Genomic DNA, 19,433 nt, shown 5'->3' with positions numbered 1-19,433 from the left:
ATTCCACTGTGGATCGGCGGCCGGACATGACAGATGTCGAGTTGCGCGCCGCGACGGCCAACGACGCCGATGTCATCACGGACATCTGGCATCACGGCTGGCGCGACGGCCATGCCGGCCACGTGCCCGAGGCGCTGGCCTCCCTCCGCACACCGGAGTCGTTCGCGGTGCGCGCGGCCGCCCGGGTGGGCGACACGACGGTGGCGGTCGTCGGAGGCGAGGTGGCCGGTTTCATCATGGTCCGCGGCGACGAGGTCGAGCAGGTCTACGTTGCCGCCGCGCACCGGGGCGCCGGGGTTGCCGCCGTCCTGCTGTCCGAGGCCGAGCGCCAGGTGGCGGCGGCCGGTTTCGCCGGCGCTTGGCTGGCGGTGGTGCCGGGCAACGCCCGCGCCCGGCGGTTCTACGAGCGCCAGGGCTGGCACGACGCCGGCGGCTTCGACTACGAGGCGGCAACGGCGACCGGCACCGTCGCGGTTCCCTGCCGCCGCTACGCGAAATCCCCGTTGTAAGCGGCCACAAGCAGATGTATCGGCGAGCACTGAGCATCTGCCGTGAGGTCACCGAGGAGCGTCCGAGCGCGCTGCGACAGGATGGCCGATCGGCCCGATCCGCACCCCGACCGACGGGCCGCGGGTAGATATCGCGAGAACCCCGCCGACAACGGCGGCGACCACGACGGTAAGCGGGGCGACAAGCGGGATGGCGAGGGCGATCTTGCCGGTGCCATGGGCGCCGTAGACCGCCAGGGCTGCCACCAGCGCAACTGCACCGGCCAAGATGCTCACGGTTGCGACAGGTAACACGAAGGCGGCAAAGACGTCTCGTCGACGCGCTGGGAACTTGGCCGATGCGGCGCTCAGGCCGGCCGCCGCACCGAAGATCGCAACGGTCGCGGTCATCGCCGCGGCAAGGACGGCGACCAGGCGGACCCACGCGGCGTCGTCCTGGTGCTTCCGCACCGCACCGAGCCACTCCTGGCCGGGGAGACGCAGCGAGGGCACCGGCAGTGCCATGAAGGCAAGGCGTGCGATGACCCGGTAGCCGGCCGCGCCGTCGGCGTTGAGCACCAGCAGCGCGCGTGTCTCGTCGCCGGTCCGTACCGAGGACACGGAGGCACCGGAGGGGCCCGGAGCGAGCATCCCGATGGCGGTCAAGGCCCGGCCGAACGCGCTGAACTCGGCGTAGGCCTCGGTCGCCGGTGTCGGTGCCGTCGGGCAGCCCGGCGAACGACCGAGTTGCCGGAGCGCCGCGCAGGTGCCGGTAAGCACCGGGGTCCGGCCGGCAGTGTCGACTTCCAGAACATGGTCGGCGCCCATGAGGCCGACGACCCGCGCCCGGTCAGCGGGGTCGGCGACTCCGGATATCTCGACGATCTGATAGCCGACCGTGGATTGCAGCCACAAGGATCGGCCCGGGTCGCCGTCCGTGCGGGTCAATGCGGTCTGCAGGCAGGCGGCGGGGGTGAGCATGACGACCAGGACGGTCCCGAGGACCACCAGTGCTGTCGGTTCAGTGCGTAGCCACCGACCCATGATCTTGGCCAGGGCGGAGGGGTGCTGGGCCAGCCGGTGACCGGCATCGGCGACGCGGCGGAGCAGCAGGAACGGTGTCGCAGCGACCAGCGTGACGCCCGCGGCCAGGAGCAGTCGGTCCGAGATGGGCACGCCGATCACACCGGCACCGAGCATCAAGCCGCTGCCGACCAGCAGCGTGCCCGGCCAACCGCTGCCCGCGAACCGGTGACAGGAGGCGGACAGCCGGCGACGCAGACCCCGGAGGGCGCCGGCCATGGCCACCCCTAGCAGCGCGGATGCGGTGACGGCTGCGGCCGCGGCACCCGCCAGGATCGGGAGCCGGCCTCCCGCCGGTTCCAGATCGTCTCCCGCCAGGCCGTGACCGGTGCCCGGCAAGGCCACCCCGAAGCGGACGGTCAGCCACGATGCGACGGCTGCGACCGTCGCACCCAGGCCGGCCGCGGCCAGCATCCGGACGGATCGCTGGATGGAGATGCCCGCTCCAGTCACTGTCGTCCGAGCGCCCGCCGCCGAGGCCAGGGCGAGGACCAGGCCGGCCGTCAGGACGGCGGCGAGCCACACCGGCAAGATCGACGGACGTGGCAGGCTATCGCCGGTCGGGGGGTGCCCACCCCAGCCGGAGATGGGTGTCCAGCGTTGGGTGAAGGCTGCCGGGTCGGTGGCCGGCTGGTAGTAGACGAGCAGCTCACCGGTGTCGGTGAGGCCGGCCGGGAGGATCGATCCGCCGGTGTGGCCGTACCTGCTGCGGAGGTCCCCGTCGTGGTCGAGGGCCAGCAACGCCGGCGACAGCCATGCCTCGCCAGGCGCCGGCCAGCGTGGCAGACCGGGCGGCGGTGCGACGGCGGCGCCCCCCGGGAGCAGGGCGATCACCGGATACTGCCGTCCGTTGATGACGTCCGCAGTCTCGGCGTAACGGGCCGCGGCAGCGTCGGCCGGGCCGGCCGTGGCGGGAACGCGCTGGGCCAGGCGTGTCTGCCGGGCGGTGTCAACGGCGTGGCCGGCGAGGATCGACCAACCGCAGAGCACCACGACGGCGGCAGCGGCCGTGAGCGCCGCCAATTGCACGAATCGAGGCACGACAAACCCAATCTGGAGTTCCGGGGACTACAGGACCGGCGACCAGGGCGGGTGGCCGCCGGCCCCGGTCTGCTAGTAGCCGGTGTAGACGTAGTCGCCGCAGCTCTCACCGAGCGTGCCCCGGTAACACGACTGGTGCTTCTTGGCCGCGACGTCCTGGTACGAGCTGTCCGCACAACCGTTGTTCGCGCCGTTGCCGTCGATGACAGTGCCGAAGTGACTGCCGTCGTACCACCGGGCGAGCACCGAGTGGCTGTCCGACCGGTTGTCGCAGCTCGAAACGCGGTGGCCGTAGCTCCAGTCGAAGCTGTAGCCGCCGGTGCTGTTGGCGGTGGCGGCCTGCGCGTCGGCCGGCGCAAGCATGGCGGCGGCACCGGCAAGGACCGCCATGCCAAGTCGGATCCGAACATTTCGTGTTGTCATGAGTGCTCCTGCGTCGATGGGCTGATTGCGCGACGCACCGTGTGTGTCGCGATGTCCCCGTAGTGTTCGGTGGACCGGTCTGCGCTCGGTATCGATCCGGTATTGGCGAGTTCCTGCCATGCGGACCAGTGCCCCCTGTGGAGCGAATCTCTTCGATAGCGTGCTGCGGTGGGCGAAGCAATCATGGGGACCACACAGCCGCTCTTTGCCGTCCTCGGACCGCTGGACGTACGGCTCGACGGACGGAGCCTGCCACTGGGCGGTGTCCGGAATCAGCTGGTCCTCGCCGCCCTGCTGCTGCAGGAGGGCCGCACCGTCACCGTCGACGAACTGGCCGACACGGTCTGGGACGGCGCCCCGCCGGCGACGGCCCGCAAACAGATCCAGGCCGCGGTCTCCCAGGTGCGGCGCGCGCTCGGGACGGCGAAGGGGCTCGTACGCACTCACGGTTTCGGCTATCAGCTCGTGGTCGGCGCCGGACAGTTGGACCTCAACCGGTTCTCCGGCATGGTCGGCGAAGCCCGCGTGAGTGCGGCCCGCGGCGAGTTCGGCGATGCCGCCGACGGGTTCCGGGCGGCGTTGCGACTGTGGCGTGGACGCCCGCTGGCCGGGCTGCCGGGCAGTGTCGTCGAGCAGCATGCGACGCGGTTGGAGGAGTTGCGGCTGGCGGTCCTCGAGGAGTGTGCCGAATGCGAGCTGCGGCTCGGGCGGCACCGTCAGCTCATCCCGGAGCTGCAGGCCATCGCACGCGCGCTGCCGTTGCGGGAGCGGGTCACCGGGTTGCTGATGACCGCGCTCGCCGGCGACGGGCGCCAGGCGGAGGCGATCAGCGTCTACCACGAACAGGCGGCGGTACTGCGGGAGGAGCTGGGCGTCGATCCCGGTCCGCTCCTGCACAGGATGTACGTCGAGATGCTGCAGGGTCCGGACCGCGCCCTGGCGAACGGCGCCGCGCGGCCGGGCGAGGAGCTGCCGGTGCGACCGGCGCAGTTGCCGGCCGACATCCGGGGCTTCGCGGGACGGACGGCTGCGATCGCTGAGCTCGACCGGCATGCCGCCGGGCTCACCGAGGAGGACCGCGCCGTCGTCATCGTCGGCCTGTCGGGAACCGCTGGGGTCGGCAAGACCACGCTGGCCGTGCACTGGGCGCACCGGGTAGCCGGGCGTTTCCCGGACGGGCAGCTCTACATCAACCTGCGCGGCTTCGACCCCGGCGGCCGCACCACCGAGCCCGCCGACGCCGTCCGCCGGTTCCTCGATGCGCTCGGAGTGCCGGCCACCGCCGTACCCCGGGGCCTGGAAGCGCAGGCGGCCCTCTACCGCAGCCTGATCAGCGGCCGCCGCATGCTGGTCGTCCTCGACAACGCGCACGACGCCGACCAGGTTCGCCCACTGCTGCCCGGCAACGCGTCCGTCATCGTCCTGGTGACCAGCCGCAACCGGCTGACCGGTCTGGTCGCCATCGACGGCGCCCGGCCGCTGTCGCTCGGCGTGATGTCCCCGGCCGAGTCGCGCGAGCTGCTGCTGCGGCGCCTCGGCGCCGATCGGGTCCAGCGCGAGGAGGAGCACGCCGCGCGCGTCGTCACCCTGTGTGCGGGACTGCCGCTCGCCCTCGCCATCGTCTCCGCCCGCGCACAGGAGACGAGCTTCCCGCTCGCGGCGCTCGCCGGTGAGCTGGGCCAGGCCGGACGGCAACTGGACTCGCTCGACGCCGGCGACTCGCTGACTCGGGTCCGGGCCGTGTTCTCCTGGTCCTACCGGGCCCTCACCACCGCGGGCGCCCACCTGTTCCGCCTTCTCGGACTGCATCCCGGGACCGACTTCGGGATCCGCGCCGCCGAAAGTCTGGCCGGCATCGACGTCCGGGCCGGCCTGACCGAACTGACCCGGGCGTCACTGCTCATCGAGTACGGCTCCGGCCGTTACGCGCTGCATGACCTCCTCCGGGCGTACGCGATGGAGTTGATCTCCGAGAGCGACCGGCCGGACGAGGCTTTCGCCCGGCTCGCCGACCACTATCTGCACTCCGCCGCCGCGGCCGACCGGCTGCTCAACCCGCTGCGATCGACGCGCATCCTCGAGTTGGCCGAACCAGCGACGGGAACGAGCATCGACGACGCGGCCGACCCGGCGGTCTGGTTCGCCGCCGAACGGGCCAACCTGCTCGCCGTCCTCGGCCGGGCCGCCGAGACCGGCCTGGACCGGCAGACGTGGCAGCTGGCCTGGGCGGCCGACACGGCTCTCGAGCGACTGGGCCACTGGCAGGACTTCGTCGGGTCGTGGGAGCTCACGCTGGGAGTCACCCGGGATCCGCGGGCGCGGGCGTACGCCCACCGCCGCCTCGCGCACGGCTTCACCCTGCTGGGCCGCGAGGCCGAGGCCGAGGCCCAGCTACGGGCGGTGCTGCGACTGTACGAGGAGGCGGGCGACCTGACCGGACAGGCGATCACCCACCACTCGCTGTCCTACATGTACGACACCCTCGACAACGTCGACCGGGCGCTGCACCACTCCGAGCTGGCCGTCGCGTGCTCGGAACGGACCGGCGACACCGACGAGCTGGCCCGGGCACTCAACGCCGTGGGCTGGTGCCACGTCCGGCTCGGTGACCATGCCCGGGCGCTGACCTACTGCCGGCGGGCGCTGACCCTGATCGACCCGGCCAACCACCGCACCCTGGCCGACACCTGGGACACCATCGGCTACGCCCATCACCACCTCGGCGAGTACGCCCGGGCCGCCGACGCCTACCGCACGGCTCTCGCGATGGCGCGCAAGGCCGAGGACCGCTACCTGGAGGCCACCCTGCTGACCCACCTCGGCGACACGTACGTGGCGACCGGCGACCGGGAGGCGGCCGGCGCGGCGTGGCGGCCGGCCATCGACCTGCTGGCCACGATCGACGAGTCCGCCGCCGCCACCCTCCGCCACCGCCTCGCCGATCTGGGCGCGTAACAGCTGGTGCGCATGACCCGCCGGCCTGCGCGGGACCATCGCGGCCTGCTCGTCGGTGGGCCGGTTGTCGGCGTCGTCATACGGCGATGTCGGGACCGTCGACGCGCCCGGTAGGTGACTGCGGTGCTCGACTTCCGGTGGTGGCCGGTCATTGACATCGGTGGGGTGGGTCGATCCAATGACGCGATGTCGGATACGTCGTCCGAGGCGGCCCGGGTCGCTTCGATGTTTGACCAGCTCGCCCCGGTCTATGACACGACTGGCGTCGAGTTCTTCGGCCCGATTGCCGATGGTTTGGTGCAGGTGCTCGACCCACGCCCGGGCCAGCGGGTTATTGATCTGGGATGCGGCCGGGGCGCGGTCCTCGTTCGGGTCGCCCCGCTCGTTGGCTCGGCGGTCGGGGTCGACGTGTCGCCGGCGATGGTGGCGCAGTGCCGGGCGGCGTCGGCCGGGTCGCCCAATGTGCGGGTCGAGCTCGGCGACGCCCAACGGCCCGACCCTGGCCTGGGCATGTTCGATGCGGTCACCGCGTCGCTGGTGTTGTTCTTCCTGCCTGATCCGGTGGCCGCGTTGCGGCACTGGCGTGGCCGGCTGGTCGCTGATGGGCGATGTGTGATCTCGACGTTCGGAGTTGCGGGCCGGGCCTGGCGCGAGGTGGACGAGGTCTTCGCTCCGTTTTTGCCGGCCCATATGCTGGATGCCCGGACAGAAGGCCCGTTGAGCCCGTCCAGCCCCGACGCGGCGGTCGACGCGTTGTTCACCGCCGCGGGATTCACCGACGTACACACGGTCAGCCGACCGCTTGAGACACGGTTCACCAGCGTCGAGCAGTGGGAGGCGTTCTCCTGGACTACAGGCCAACGGGCGATGTGGCTTTCGGTTCCGGAGTCGCAGCGTCCGACGGTGCGCGCAACGATCACCGACATCCTGCGGGCCTCCCCGCATCCGGACGGTGGGTACATGCTCGTTCAGGACGTGCGGTACACCTCCGCAACCAACCCGGAACGGTGACGTCGGCACGCCGGGCTGACGGCACGATATGGCGTCGGTGGTGTGGCGTCGCCCTCCGGAGCCGGACGCGGCCAACGACCACGGTCCGGCGGGCCGACACCGGTCCGGCGCGGTGGCAAGCTGGCTCACATGCTTGACGGAAGTCCGCCCCTGACGCTCTCCGACGGCGTGGTCACCCTGCGGCCCTGGTCGAGAGATGACGCCTGGTTCATGGCGGTAGCACAGGCCGACCCTGCGATCCGGCGCTACAACGGTAGCCATGACCGGCTGGGAAATCCGGCTCCGCCGCCCTCGATCAATGACGCTGAGGCCGCCATGGACGAATTCGCGGTCAACTGGCGTGCATTTGCTGCGACGGGGACACCCTCTGGTGTTGTATTCGCGATCGTGGACACGACATCCGGCGAACCCGTCGGCTGCTGTGGCGTCGACGACTGGTCCGACGAGGACGTCGCACAGTTCGGCTACTGGATCGGGCCAGAGGCGAGAGGGCGCGGCTATGCGACTCGAGCGGTGATCCTCCTGACGCGCTGGCTGTTCGACGTGGGAGCAGCCCGCGTCTTTCTGACGGTCGTCGCTGGGAATGAGGACTCGGCCGCTGTGGCTCGCCGAGCCGGCTTCGAGTACGAGGGAACGATGCGCGCACACAGCGTTTGGCAGGGCAAGCGCTACGACGTGATGTGGTTCGCGGCGCTGCCACTTGAGTGGCCAATGCGCCGGCCGCAAGGCGTCGCCCCTGCCGACGAAAGGGCGCCTTCTGACGCCGCATCAAACCGAACTTCCGGCCATTGACCGTTCGCAAGGTTCAATTGGTTTGAACGCCATCCACGACGAAACACTAGGCCACCTCCCGCAGCCGGGCAGCGATTCTTTCGGGGGTGGTGTCGCTGACCCACGACGCCACTCCCGATTCGACGCCGGCGAGATATTTCAGCTTGCCCGGTCCCCGCAAGACCGAAAAGACCTGAAGATGCAGGCGGAAAATGTCACGGCCGCTTTGATAAACCCCGGAAATGTACGGAAGCGGCTCCGGCCCTTCGTAGAAACGGTCGAGCCGCCCCAGCACATTCAAATACAACCGGGCCAGATCGTCCCGTTCCGCACCTGACAACCCAGTCAGATCCGCAACGTCGCGATGCGGCGCCAAGTGCACCTCCACCGGCCACCTTGCGGCCGCCGGCACATAAGCCGTCCAATGCTCCGACGACGCCACCACCCGCGTGCCCGCCCGACGCTCCGCGTCCAGGATGTCGCGAAACAGATTCCCGCCGGTCTTCGCCCGGTGCCGCTCCGCCATCTCCAGCATCCGCGCGACCTTCGGCGGCACGAACGGGAACGCATAGATCTGCCCGTGCGGATGCGGCAACGTCACGCCGATCTCGCGCCCCCGGTTCTCGAAGATGAACACGTGCTCGATCCCGTCGATCGCACCGAGCACGGCGGTCCGGTCCGCCCATGCCTCGATCACCGTCCGCGCCCGCGACACCGACAACGATCCGAACGAACCCTCCCCCGCCGAGGAGAAACACACCACCTCGGTCCGCCCGAACGCCGGCCGCACCGGCCACAACGGATCCCCGTCGACCAGCCCGCCCGACCCGCCGGCCCAGCGCGGCGAAGCGCCGTCCGGCGGTGCCTGCTCCGGCTGGCGCGAGGGATCGCCGGCCGCCGGCCCGGCTGGGCCCACGGCCCCGGCTGGGCCCACGGCCCCGGCTGGGCCCACGGCCCGCGGCGAGAACGACGGGAACCGGTTCTCGAAGACGACGACGTCGTAGGACGCCTCCGCGATCTCGGTCGGAAAGCCCCCCGGCGAGGTGGGCGCCAGCGGATCCTGATCGGGCGGCGGCATCAACGTGCGGTCGTTGCGGTGCACCGCGAGGGAGACCCATTCACCGGTCAGGGGGTCGTACCGCATCTCAGTCGACGCACCCGCGACCGGAGGCAGCGGCCGCACGTCGACGGCCTCGCGCTTCGGGAAGGGTGGCGTGTCGTCGTAATAGATGATCTCCCGGCCGTCGGCCATGCGGCGCGACGTCTTCCGCACCTGGTGCCCGGTTTCCAGACTCACGAGGTCTCCTCCAGTCTCACCCGCCCGGCGACCCGCACGTGGTCGAGAGCCAGCAACTGCCCGTCCGAGCCGAGCAGCCGCTCCCGTGCATCGTCCGGCAACCACACCGGCGACCCGGCTGCCAGCGGCAACAGGTGCAGGCTGAGCCGCGCGCCGGCCCGGTAGCCGGCGTCACGCAGGTTCACGACCCACTCGGACCCATCCCAGAATCGGTCGGTGACCGTCCGCCCGTCCACTCGGAGCTCGCCGACGTCACCCGCCCACCCGATGAACAGCAGCGCGTCGTGCGCCGGATCGGCCGCCCACCCGGGAAGCTCGACCCGGTAGACCGCCGCCAGCTCGTCGAACACTTCCGGGCCCGGCGCCGACTCGCGCCCGTCGAACTTGCCGTAGGAGACCGGCACCGCGCGGCCGCCCGCACGCTCGACCGCTATCGATCCCTGCCCATTCAGGGGGTGGGCATCGGCGGGGTCCAGGGCGAGCGGGGAGAAGCCTCGTGAGTCCGGGTCGTAGACGAGCACGTCCGGGCCGGCGGAGGATATCTGGCCGGAGGGGCCCCAGGTCAGTTCCGACGAGCTCAGCAGCAAGCGGCGCCCGGCGGGTCCGTCCGAGCACACCCAGGCCAGGTCGGCGTCGCCGGCCGGGAGGACCAGCAGATCGAGGTCGCCCACCCGGACCGGCTCGCGGGTCGGCGTCACCCGGTGGGCAACGCCGTCGATCGCGTATTCGACGGGGACGCCGGCCGCGGCGGTCACGACCAGTGTGGGCCCGGGCAGCACGGTCAGGGCCGAGGCGGTGATCCAGTCCAGGCGTACGCCGCCCAACGTGAGCCGGAGCGGCCAGCACGCCAGGGTTCCGGCCGGGATGTCGACCGGTGCCGACGGCAGGACCAGCGAATCGTCGTCCAGCGCGACCTCGAACTGAGCGCCGTGGAAGGCGCGAAGCGGCACGTGCGGCTGGTGCCAGGCGATGAAGAGGAAGCCGCTCACGCCGTCCGAACGCACGGCCCACCGCAGGGTGTGAGTGTCTTCGACGCCGGAGGGCAGGACGGCAGGCAGGCTGGACGGCATCTCGGTCAGCGAGGCCCCGAACGCGGCCAGGAGCGCGTGCTGCCGGCGGAGCAGGGAATGGCTGGGAGCGAGGACCCCGGATTCGCCGATCGGCGCGTGGAAGTCGTAGCCGAGGCGCTGCAGATCGTTCGGATAGCCGGTTTCGTGCGACTCCTGGGTGCCGGGCGGGTTGGTGCCACCGGCGTACATGTAATAGCCCTGCCAGGCCGACCCGTTGCCGATTTTGCAGTGCGCGACCGTCGCCACGTCGAGCGCCGTCGGCCGGGGTCGCCGGTGGTAGGCCGTCGCCATGCCGCCGCCGAGTTCGGCGGTGGCGGGCGGGAAGAGCGCCGAAAGCGCGGACGGAGCGGCCACCGGCCGGTCGCGGCGCAGATCGGCCCCGATGCCGGGATCGTCCCAGACGTGGGAGAAGAAGTAATGGGCGCGGAAGGTCGGGTCCCATGGCGCATCGGCGTCGACCCAGAAGCCGTCGCCGTAACCGCCGTAGAGCGGCAGCACCGAAGTGGCGGGCAGCGACGCACTCCCCCACGCGGTCGCCATCCAGAGCGGCGCCGACAGGCCGGCGTCACGGGCGATCGACTGCAAGGTGTCGAGGTGCCCGGGCTGGTCGTACAGCTCGTTCTCCAGCTGGATGCCGAACAACGAGCGCCCGTCGAGGTGACGCCCGAGCTGACCGAACCACTCGCGCACCAGTTCGAGATATCCAGGGTCGTCGGTCCGATGGCCTACGGAAGCGTGCTGAACCCAATCGGGAAAGCCGCCGTTTCTCGTCTCTCCGTGGCACCACGGACCGATCCGAAGGATCAGGTCGAGGCCTTCGGCATCGCAGAGATCGGCAAAGGTCGCCACGTCGAGGTTGCCGTCGAAGGAGACGACATCACGCGCGGGGACGTGGTGGAGCCAGAACACGTAGGACGCCACCACGGTGACCCCACCGGCCCGCATCTGGCGCAGCCGCGTCTGCCAGCGCGACCGCGGAACCCGGCTGTAGTGCAGCTCGCCGGAGACCGGGATGACCGGTGCGCCGTCGCGCCACAGGGCCCGGCTGGTCAAGGCGACGCCGGGTCGGGAGTCGTTGCCCATCGACGGCCGGCGCAGTGGCGTGGCCCAGGGTTGGTGACGCGCGAGCAGCACGGGCAACTCCTCCGACGAAGATGATTCTGTAACCGGTCACAGGACCATACAGCCTGTTGGCAGCGTCGGGGCAAGCCCTTGACAGCCGGGAAAGAAAGAAGCACTGTAACCGGTCACAGGCACGGTTCAGTGACGCACGTCATCCGGAGGACCGATGAACAAGAAGACGACGCTGGCCGGAGTCCTGGCCGCGACTTTGATCTTGACTAGCGCATGCGGCAACGACGATAAAGCGGGCGGCACCTCCTCCAGCGGAGGCGGAAAAGTCGAGCTCACCTACTGGAGCTGGGCCCCCAACATGGACAAGGTGGTGGCGGGCTGGAACGCCACCCACCCCGACGTCCACGTCACGGTCAACAAGCAGGACGGCGGCGACCCCGCGGTCACCAAGCTGCTCACCGCGATCAAGGCGGGCAGCGGCGCCCCCGACGTCATGCAGGCCGAATACCAGAAGATGCCGACCCTGGTCTCGGCCAACGCGATCGCCGACATCGGCAAGCTGGCCGGCTCGCTCAAGGAGAAGTTTCCGGGCAGCGCGTGGAACGCGGTCACCCTCGGCTCGGACGCGGTCTACGGCGTCCCGCAGGACACCGGCCCGATGATGTTCTTCTACCGCTCCGACGTCTTCGACAAGCTCGGGCTGAAAGCGCCCGCGACCTGGGACGACTACGCCGCCGACGCCAAGAAGATCCACCAGGCCAACGCCAAGCACTACCTCGGCACCTTCTCGGCCAACGACCCGGGCTGGTTCACCGGCCTCTCCCAGCAGGCCGGCGCCAGCTGGTGGGGTGTGCAGGGTGACTCCTGGTCGGTCAACATCAACGACGCCAACAGCCAGAAGGTGGCGACCTACTGGGGCAACCTGGTGCAGCAGGGCGTGATCGACAACAAGCCGATGTACACGCCGGAGTGGAACGCCGCGCTCAACGACGGCACCCAGGTCGGCTGGCTCGGCGCGGTCTGGAGCCCGGGCGTGCTCGAGGGCAACGCGGCCAAGACCAAGGGCAAGTGGAAGGCCGCGATGCTGCCGCAGTGGGACACGTCGAAGGCGACCAACGGCAACTGGGGCGGCTCGGCGACCAGCGTCACCTCACAGAGCAAGCACAAGGACCAGGCAGCGCAGTTCATCACCTGGCTCAACACCGACCCGGCCGCGCTCAAGGCGCTGGCGAGCGACTCCAACGTCTACCCGGCCGCCAACGACGCCACCGGCACCGCGCTGACCTCGCCGCCGGCGTTCTTCAGCAACCAGCCCGACTTCTACACGATCGCCCAGCAGTCCGCGCAGGCCACCAACCCGTTCACCTACGGGCCCGACGTCAACGTCACCTTCAGCTCCTACAACGACGCCTTCGGCAAGGCGGCCGAGTCGAAGCAGGCGGCGCAGTTCACCGCCGCGCTCGCGACCATGCAACAGGCGACCACCACCGACATGAAGAACACCGGCTTCAAGCTCGCCGGCTGAGCCGGCCGAAAAACCGAGGGGAGGTCGCGGTCCGATGCGAGCAAGCTTTTCCCGTACGCGTGGAGCACCGTATGCATTCCTCGCGCCGGCACTGATCCTGTTCGCCGCCTTCCTGGCCGCGCCGATCGTCTACACGGTCTACCTGAGCCTGCGCCGCGTGCAGGTCAAGGGGCTCGGCCTGGGCGCCGGCTCGCGGTCCGAGGTGTGGGCCGGGCTGAGCAACTACGCCCGGTCGATGACCGACCCCGACTTCTCGCCCAGCGTGGAGCGGATCGGGGCGTACGGCGCGATCGTCGTCCCGATCATGCTCGGCCTGGCCCTGCTGATGGCCCTCCTGCTGGACGCCGGACGCACCCGGGTCGGCACGTTCGCGCGCACGGCGATCTTCCTGCCGTACGCCGTGCCCGCCGTGGTCGCCTCGCTGCTCTGGGGCTTCCTCTACCTGCCCCGGGTGAGCCCGATCGTCGATGCCATGCAGGGCGCGGGCCTCAACCCGCCCAATTTTCTCGGCAACTCGTGGGTGCTCTGGGCGGTCGCCAACATCGCGGTCTGGGGCGGCACCGGCTTCAACATGATCGTGCTCTACACCGCACTGCGGGCGATCCCGACCGACCTGTTCGAGGCGGCCCGGCTCGACGGCGCCTCGGACACCCAGATCGCACTCCGCATCAAGATTCCGATCATCGCGCCCTCGCTGGTGATGACCTTCGTGTTCTCGCTGATCGCGACCCTGCAGGTGTTCGCCGAGCCGATGACGCTGCGGCCGCTGAGCAACACGATCTCGACCACGTGGACCCCGCTGATGAAGGTCTTCCGGGACGCCTTCACCCGCAACGACGTCTACTCGGCCGCGGCCACCTCGGTCGTGATCGCGGTGGCGAGCTTCGTGCTGTCGTTCGGGTTCCTCAAGATCGTCGGCTCGCGCGCCTTCAGCCAGGAGGACTGACACGATGGCCCTGACCACCGCCGTGCCGGTCACACCGGCCGCCACCAAGCCCGCGCCCAGAGTGCGGCGCCGGGGAAACCTGCGCCGCAGCCCGACGGCGACCGTGCTGCTGCTGCTCGGCGCGGCCTACTGCCTCTTCCCGGTGCTGTGGGTGCTGATCGCGTCGACCAAGAGCGCGGGCGAACTGTTCAGCACGCTCACCCTCTCGCCGAGCACCCACCTGTTCGACAATGTGCGCACGCTCAGCGACTACCGCGGCGGGCTCTACTGGCGGTGGATCGTCAACTCGGCGCTCTACGCCGGGGTCGGCGGGGCCGCGTCGATGCTGGTCTCGGCGATGGCCGGGTTCGCGCTGGCCAAATACACGTTCCCCGGCAAGTCGGCGATCTTCAACGTGATCCTGGCCGGCGTGCTCGTGCCCGGGGTGCTGCTGGCCGTGCCGCAATATCTGCTGCTGGCCAAGGTCGGGATGACCAACACCTACTGGTCGGTGCTCCTGCCCAGCATCATCTCGCCGTACGGGATCTATCTGTGCCGCATCTTTGCGGCAGCCGCCGTGCCCACCGACGTCTTGGAGGCCGCCCGCATCGACGGCGCCGGCGATTGGCGGACGTTCGGCCGCGTTGCCCTGCCGATGATGCGGGGCGGGCTCGTGACGGTGTTCCTGTTCCAGTTCGTGGCGATCTGGAACAACTTCATGCTGCCCTACATCATGCTCGGCGACGACCACCTCTATCCGGTGACGGTCGGCCTGAGCGGCCTGCTCAACCAGGGCGCGTCGCAGCCGGCGATGTACACGTCGGTGGTCACCGGTGCGCTGCTGTCGATCATCCCGCTTGTCGCGCTCTTCCTCGGTCTCCAGCGCTACTGGCGGGTCGACCTCGGCGCCGGTGCGGTCAAAGCGTGAGGTGGTGGCGGATATGATCCCCGTTGTGCCGACCCGCAAGCGGCCCACTATTCGCGATGTAGCCCGCGAGGCCGGCGTCTCCTACGCCACGGTCTCCCGTGTGCTCAACGGCCGGGAGTGGGTCAGCCCCGAGGCCCTCCAGTCGGTGCGCGATGCGATCGCCCGCACCGGCTACACGGCCAACCCGCACGCGCGCTCGCTGGCCACCGGCAGGTCGGGCTCGATCGCGTTCCTGCTCACCGAGCCGCAGCACCTGCTGTTCTCCGACCCCAACTTCTCGGTGCTGCTGCGTGGGGTCGCCCAGGCGGTGTCCGACCGCGAGCAGACGCTGATCCTGATGATCGCGGCCACCCCCGAGGAGCGCAGCCGCACGTTCGCCTATCTGTCCGGCGGTCACGTCGACGGCGTCCTGCTGGTCTCGCCGCACTCCGGCGACCCGCTGCTCGGGCAGTTGGTGCGCTCCGACGTGCCGATCGTCGCCTGCGGGCGGGTGCTCGGCTACGAGCAGGTGATCAGCTCGGTGGCGGCCGACGACCGCTCGGGCGGCCGCTCGGCGGTCGAGCACCTGCTGGCGGCCGGCTGCCGCAGGATTGCGATGATCACCGGGCCGCAGGACACGTCGGGCGGCGTCGACCGGCTGCAGGGCTACACGGACGCGTTGATCGCGCACGGGCTCGACATCGAACCGGCGCGGATCGTGCACGGCGACTGGAGCCGCGAGAGCGGGGCGGCGGCCATGCGGGTGCTACTGGAGCGGGCGCCCGACCTCGACGCGGTCTTCGTCGCGTCCGACTCGATGGCCGCGGCGACGCTGCCGGTGCTGCGCGAGGCCGGCCGCCGGGTCCCGGACGACGTGCGGGTGGTCGGGTTCGACGACACCGGGCTGGCCGAGACACTCGACCCGCCGCTGTCGACCGTGCACCACCCTCTCGACCGGATCGCCGAAGAGATGGTGCGGCTCCTCACCGACGTGGTGGCCGGCCGCACCCCGCTGTCCATCACCGTGCCGACGACGCTCGTCCTGCGCGAGTCCTCGCCGTCCCCCACCGCCTCCCCCCGGCCCGACCCGGCCCACGCCGTCTCCCCCCGGCCCGACCCGTCCCCCACCGCCTCCCCCCGGCCCGACCCGGCCCACGCCGTCTCGCCCCGGCCCGACCCGGCCCACGCCGTCTCGCCCCGGCCCGACCCGGCCCACGCCGTCTCGCCCCGGCCCGACCCGGCCGCCACCGCCGCGTCTGGGCCCGACTTCCGCTGGATCGGTCCCCCGCCGGCCTGACCCCGCCGGCTCGCGACAGGTAGCCCTCATCCGCTCTCCCGCGCCTAACGACCACGGCATCCAGCTCTGCTGAGGCCGCCGAGAACCAACGCACGCCACCCCGCTCCCCCGGGCCGCTGGAAGGGCACCACGCCGGCGTCTCCACCGTCGCCGGTCCGCACCTTTTGTTCACAGAAGGAGCGATATGAAACCGTCCCTGCGTGTGGCCTTCGCCGCCGCCGTCCTCAGCACCGTTCCGCTTGCGGTCGCGGCCACTCCCGCCCACGCCGCGAACTCCCTCACCATGCTCGGCGCCGACGTCTCCTCGCTGCAGCGGAGCCTCGACCTGGGCGCCAAGTACTACAACGCCGCCGGCACCGCCGCCGACCCGCTCGACATCCTCAAGTCGAAGGGGCTCAACTATGCCCGGCTGCGGGTCTGGAACAACCCGGCCAGCGGCTACAACAACAAGGCCAAGGTGCTGCAGGCCGCGACGTCGATCAAATCGAAGGGTCTCAGGCTGCTGATCGACTTCCACTACTCCGACACCTGGGCCGACCCGGGCAAGCAGTACCCGCCCGCCGGCTGGGCCTCCCACTCGCTCAGCCAGCTGCAGTCGGACGTCTACAACTACACGTACGACGTCTGCTCGAGCCTCAAGGCTCAGGGCACCACGCCCGACAGTGTGCAGATCGGCAACGAGATCAACGTCGGCATGCTGTGGCCGCAGGGCAAGGTGACCGGCAACAACTTCGCTCCGCTGGCGTCGCTGCTCAAGCAGGGCTACGCCGCGACCAAGGCGTGCAACGGCGGGACCCAGGTGGTGATCCACACCGCCGACGCGGACAGCGACGCCAACGCCCGCTGGTTCTACGACGGCATCAAAGCCCAGGGCGTGGTCTGGGACGTGACGGCGCTGTCGTACTACTGCTTCTGGCACGGCAGCCTGACCAACCTCTACAACGTGATCACCGACGTGAAGTCCCGCTACGGCAAGCCGGTGGTGATCGCCGAGACGGCCTACCCGTTCACCACCGCCAATGCCGACAGCGAGGGCAATTCATACACCGGCGCCGTGCCGTGCGACGGCAACGCCGCCAGTTGGGCCGGGCAGGCGACCGAGTTCTCCTGGATCCAGGACACGGCCCGCAATGCCGGGGCGATCGGCGTGTTCTATTGGGAGCCCACCTGGTATGCGGTCAAGGGCAACGGCTGGGATCCGGCCAACATGAACGGCACCGGCGACGGCTGGGACAACATGGCCGTCTTCGACTGGACCGGCCATGTGAACCCGAGCATCGTCTGGACTCCATAAAAGGGCAGCCCGGCCCGGGTGCCAGCTCACACCCGGGCCGGGCATAATCACCCTGATCAGCACGCTGTACTAGTCGGTAGCAACGGCGTACGCGACAGGAGCAGACATGCAGCGGCATCGGGTTGTGGTGATCGGCGCCGGGTTCGGCGGCCTCTTCGCGATCAAGGCTCTGCGCAACGCACCGGTCGACATCACTTTGATCAACGGCACGGCGTACCACCTGTTCCAACCCCTGCTCTATCAGGTCGCGACCGGCATCCTCTCCGAGGGCGAGATCGCGCCCCCGATCCGCGAGGTGCTCAAGCGGCAGGACAACGTCGACGTCAAGCTGGGCTGGGCCGAGCACATCGACGTCGAGAACAAGATCGTGTCGGTGTCCGGACCGGGCATCGACTACACGGTCGAGTACGACACGCTGATCGTCGCGGCCGGGGCCTCGCAGTCCTATTTCGGCAATGACGGCTATGCCGAGTTCGCCCCCGGCATGAAGAGCATCGACGACGCGCTCGAGCTGCGCGCCCGCATCTTCGGCGCGTTCGAGATCGCCGACCTGCAGACCGACCCGGAGGACATCGACCGCTGGCTGACGTTCGTCGTCGTCGGCGCCGGCCCGACCGGCACCGAGATGGCCGGTCAGATCGCCGAGCTGGCCCACCGCAACCTGCCGGGGCAGTACAAGCACATCGACCCCCGCCGGGCCCGGATCATCCTGGTCGACGCGGTCGGGGCGGTGCTCAACACGTTCGGCGACCACCTGTCGACCCGGGCGCTGCGCCAGCTGCACCTGCTCGGCGTGGAGGTCGAGCTCAACACCAAGGTGGTCGGCGTCGACGCGACCGGCATCGAGGTCGAGACCGAGCGCGGCCACGAACGCATCCCGGCCATGACCAAGATGTGGGCGGCCGGCGTGGCCGCTCCCCCGCTGGCCCGCCAGCTCGCGGAGGCGACCGGCGCCCCGGCCGACCGTTCCGGCCGCATCCACGTCGAGAAGGACCTCACGGTGCCCGGTCACCCCGAGATCTTCGTCGTGGGCGACCTGATCAACCTGAACGACGAGCACGGCCAGCAGCTGCCGGGCGTCGCCCAGGTCGCCATCCAGGGCGGCCGCTACGCCGCCGCGCTGATCAAGAGCCGCCTGGCCGGCAAGCCCGCGGGCAAGCCGTTCAAGTACTTCGACAAGGGCAGCCTGGCCACTGTTTCCCGCTTCTCGGCGGTGGCGAGCATCGGTAAGCTGCGGCTCGACGGCTTCGTGGCGTGGCTCATCTGGGTGGCGGTCCACCTGTTCTACCTGGTCGGCTTCAAGAACCGGCTGACCGCGGTGCTGCACTGGATCGTCAGCTTCCTCGGCCGCGGCCGCAGCGAGCGGGTTTCGACCGTGCAGCAGGCGTTCGCCCGCCAGGCCATCAAGGCCTACGGCGACCCGTTCGAACGCGCCCGCGAGCAGATCGAGGCGACCGAGGCCGGTCACCCGGCCAAGTAACTCGCCCGGCTGATCTCCCACGGCACCAGCGTCAGCCGAAATGGCCGCCGGCGGCGGCCAGATCTTCTTCGGTGGGTGCCGGGTCGCGGTTGGTGCGGACGGCGTCCACGACGAGGTCTATGGCGTACGCGACGAGCTCCGGCGCCTCGCGGGGCAGGTGGTGACCGGCGTCCGCCGCGATGATCAGGGGGGCGTGGTGTTCGTCGGCCAGGTCGTGCTGGTTCATCTGCCACAGCTCGTCGAGTGCCGGGTGCGGAATCGGCCGGGGTGACCACCAGCCCGGCGTGCGGCCCAGGACGATTGCGGGCACCGGGGGCGGGGTGGCCTTGCGGACCTCGACCTCGCCGGCGAGGGTGTCGATCGGGCTGGCGTCGGGGTTGTCGCCGTCGTTGAGGACGTCGTCGCCGGCCGGCAGGGCGAGGCGGGGCAGGGAGCCGTCGACGAAGACCAGCCCGGCCACCCACGCCGGGTGGCGGTCGGCGAAGACGCGCACGATGTTGGCGCCCATCGAGTGGCCGACCAGCACCATCGGCTTGTCCACACCGGACTGTTCGAGCAGTTCGGCCAGTTCTTCGGCCATCACGCCGTACGAGATCGGCCGCGCCGGGTCGGCGCGACCGGGGGTGTCGCCGATGCCCGGGCGGTCGTACGCGAACGTCGTGCTGCCCGTGCGGAGCAAGTCGATCACCGGATGCCAGCTGTCCTGACGGAAGCCGAGGCCGGCCACCAGAACAACGGGTGGATCGTCGCCGGGAGTGATCGAGTAGATCATTTCAGTGACGATAGGCTATC

At 70.2% G+C, this 19,433-nt stretch carries 15 protein-coding genes; 10 read left to right on the top strand and 5 right to left on the bottom strand.

The window, feature by feature from the left end:
* The first annotated feature begins 26 nt into the window (after positions 1-26).
* Positions 27-509: a GNAT family N-acetyltransferase gene (locus ACIA5C_RS12150; RefSeq protein WP_396053597.1), complete on the top strand. Its 483-nt coding sequence runs from the start codon at positions 27-29 to the stop codon at positions 507-509.
* 48 nt (positions 510-557) lie between these two features.
* On the opposite strand, the gene ACIA5C_RS12145 is transcribed toward ACIA5C_RS12150, so the two are convergent.
* Together ACIA5C_RS12145 and ACIA5C_RS12140 are read right to left on the bottom strand one after the other, a co-directional pair.
* Entirely contained in the window at positions 558-2,612 is a 2,055-nt protein-coding gene (locus ACIA5C_RS12145; protein ID WP_396053595.1) for a hypothetical protein, read from the bottom strand.
* Between the two features lie 72 nt (positions 2,613-2,684).
* Complete coding sequence (locus ACIA5C_RS12140) at positions 2,685-3,002, bottom strand: hypothetical protein (RefSeq protein ID WP_396053593.1); 318 nt, start codon at positions 3,000-3,002, stop codon at positions 2,685-2,687.
* A gap of 216 nt (positions 3,003-3,218) precedes the next feature.
* On the opposite strand from ACIA5C_RS12140, the gene ACIA5C_RS12135 reads away from it, so the two are divergent.
* From ACIA5C_RS12135 to ACIA5C_RS12125, 3 genes are all read left to right on the top strand, one after another.
* Positions 3,219-5,990: a BTAD domain-containing putative transcriptional regulator gene (locus ACIA5C_RS12135; RefSeq protein WP_396053591.1), complete on the top strand. Its 2,772-nt coding sequence runs from the start codon at positions 3,219-3,221 to the stop codon at positions 5,988-5,990.
* Between the two features lie 123 nt (positions 5,991-6,113).
* Positions 6,114-7,001, top strand: a complete 888-nt coding sequence (locus tag ACIA5C_RS12130; protein WP_396053589.1) for a class I SAM-dependent methyltransferase — start codon at positions 6,114-6,116, stop codon at positions 6,999-7,001.
* A 129-nt stretch (positions 7,002-7,130) separates the two neighbouring features.
* The gene (locus tag ACIA5C_RS12125; RefSeq protein ID WP_396053587.1) at positions 7,131-7,793 is read left to right on the top strand and encodes a GNAT family N-acetyltransferase; all 663 of its coding nucleotides are present in this window, start codon (positions 7,131-7,133) and stop codon (positions 7,791-7,793) included.
* Between the two features lie 46 nt (positions 7,794-7,839).
* Here the strand turns inward: ACIA5C_RS12125 and galT are convergent, their stop codons facing one another.
* Positions 7,840-9,069 (bottom strand): galactose-1-phosphate uridylyltransferase, encoded by a 1,230-nt coding sequence (gene galT / locus ACIA5C_RS12120; RefSeq protein WP_396053585.1) that lies wholly within the window; start codon positions 9,067-9,069, stop codon positions 7,840-7,842.
* Positions 9,066-11,273, bottom strand: coding sequence for a beta-galactosidase (locus ACIA5C_RS12115; protein ID WP_396053583.1), 2,208 nt, complete (start codon positions 11,271-11,273; stop codon positions 9,066-9,068). The genes galT and ACIA5C_RS12115 overlap by 4 nt, the downstream gene beginning before the upstream one ends.
* Before the next feature lie 154 nt (positions 11,274-11,427).
* Here ACIA5C_RS12115 and ACIA5C_RS12110 point away from each other — a divergent pair, with 154 nt between their 5' ends.
* The 6 genes from ACIA5C_RS12110 (at position 11,428) to ACIA5C_RS12085 (ending at position 18,641) form a co-directional block, all read left to right on the top strand.
* Positions 11,428-12,738, top strand: a complete 1,311-nt coding sequence (locus ACIA5C_RS12110) for an ABC transporter substrate-binding protein (RefSeq protein ID WP_396053581.1) — start codon at positions 11,428-11,430, stop codon at positions 12,736-12,738.
* Positions 12,739-12,772: 34 nt separating this feature from the next.
* Entirely contained in the window at positions 12,773-13,684 is a 912-nt protein-coding gene (locus tag ACIA5C_RS12105) for a carbohydrate ABC transporter permease (protein ID WP_396053579.1), read from the top strand.
* Between the two features lie 4 nt (positions 13,685-13,688).
* A complete protein-coding gene (locus ACIA5C_RS12100) occupies positions 13,689-14,591 on the top strand; it encodes a carbohydrate ABC transporter permease (RefSeq protein WP_396053577.1) in 903 nt (300 codons plus the stop codon).
* Between the two features lie 25 nt (positions 14,592-14,616).
* Entirely contained in the window at positions 14,617-15,867 is a 1,251-nt protein-coding gene (locus tag ACIA5C_RS12095; RefSeq protein ID WP_396053575.1) for a substrate-binding domain-containing protein, read from the top strand.
* A 184-nt stretch (positions 15,868-16,051) separates the two neighbouring features.
* Complete coding sequence (locus ACIA5C_RS12090; protein WP_396053573.1) at positions 16,052-17,161, top strand: arabinogalactan endo-beta-1,4-galactanase; 1,110 nt, start codon at positions 16,052-16,054, stop codon at positions 17,159-17,161.
* Positions 17,162-17,267: 106 nt separating this feature from the next.
* Positions 17,268-18,641: an NAD(P)/FAD-dependent oxidoreductase gene (locus ACIA5C_RS12085; RefSeq protein ID WP_396053571.1), complete on the top strand. Its 1,374-nt coding sequence runs from the start codon at positions 17,268-17,270 to the stop codon at positions 18,639-18,641.
* Between the two features lie 31 nt (positions 18,642-18,672).
* Here ACIA5C_RS12085 and ACIA5C_RS12080 read toward each other — a convergent pair whose 3' ends face one another.
* Complete coding sequence (locus ACIA5C_RS12080; RefSeq protein WP_396053569.1) at positions 18,673-19,413, bottom strand: alpha/beta fold hydrolase; 741 nt, start codon at positions 19,411-19,413, stop codon at positions 18,673-18,675.
* Positions 19,414-19,433 lie beyond the last annotated feature (20 nt).

Origin of the sequence: Actinoplanes sp. NPDC051343 (assembly GCF_044455125.1) — a bacterium.
In the GTDB taxonomy this organism is placed as follows: Bacteria; Actinomycetota; Actinomycetes; order Mycobacteriales; family Micromonosporaceae; genus Actinoplanes.
The sequence above is the reverse complement of the archived record's forward strand: the minus strand, read 5'-3'. Positions and strand labels throughout refer to the sequence as shown.

Bases quoted from the DNA above. Each gene is read 5' to 3' on its own strand.
- ACIA5C_RS12135 (WP_396053591.1), top strand. From the start codon at position 3,219: ATGGGGACCACACAGCCGCTCTTTGCCGTCCTCGGACCGCTGGACGTA.
- ACIA5C_RS12110 (WP_396053581.1), top strand. From the start codon at position 11,428: ATGAACAAGAAGACGACGCTGGCCGGAGTCCTGGCCGCGACTTTGATC.
- ACIA5C_RS12125 (WP_396053587.1), top strand. From the start codon at position 7,131: ATGCTTGACGGAAGTCCGCCCCTGACGCTCTCCGACGGCGTGGTCACC.
- ACIA5C_RS12140 (WP_396053593.1), bottom strand. From the start codon at position 3,002: ATGGCGGTCCTTGCCGGTGCCGCCGCCATGCTTGCGCCGGCCGACGCG.
- ACIA5C_RS12105 (WP_396053579.1), top strand. From the start codon at position 12,773: ATGCGAGCAAGCTTTTCCCGTACGCGTGGAGCACCGTATGCATTCCTC.
- ACIA5C_RS12150 (WP_396053597.1), top strand. From the start codon at position 27: ATGACAGATGTCGAGTTGCGCGCCGCGACGGCCAACGACGCCGATGTC.
- ACIA5C_RS12100 (WP_396053577.1), top strand. From the start codon at position 13,689: ATGGCCCTGACCACCGCCGTGCCGGTCACACCGGCCGCCACCAAGCCC.
- ACIA5C_RS12090 (WP_396053573.1), top strand. From the start codon at position 16,052: ATGAAACCGTCCCTGCGTGTGGCCTTCGCCGCCGCCGTCCTCAGCACC.
- ACIA5C_RS12080 (WP_396053569.1), bottom strand. From the start codon at position 19,413: ATGATCTACTCGATCACTCCCGGCGACGATCCACCCGTTGTTCTGGTG.
- ACIA5C_RS12085 (WP_396053571.1), top strand. From the start codon at position 17,268: ATGCAGCGGCATCGGGTTGTGGTGATCGGCGCCGGGTTCGGCGGCCTC.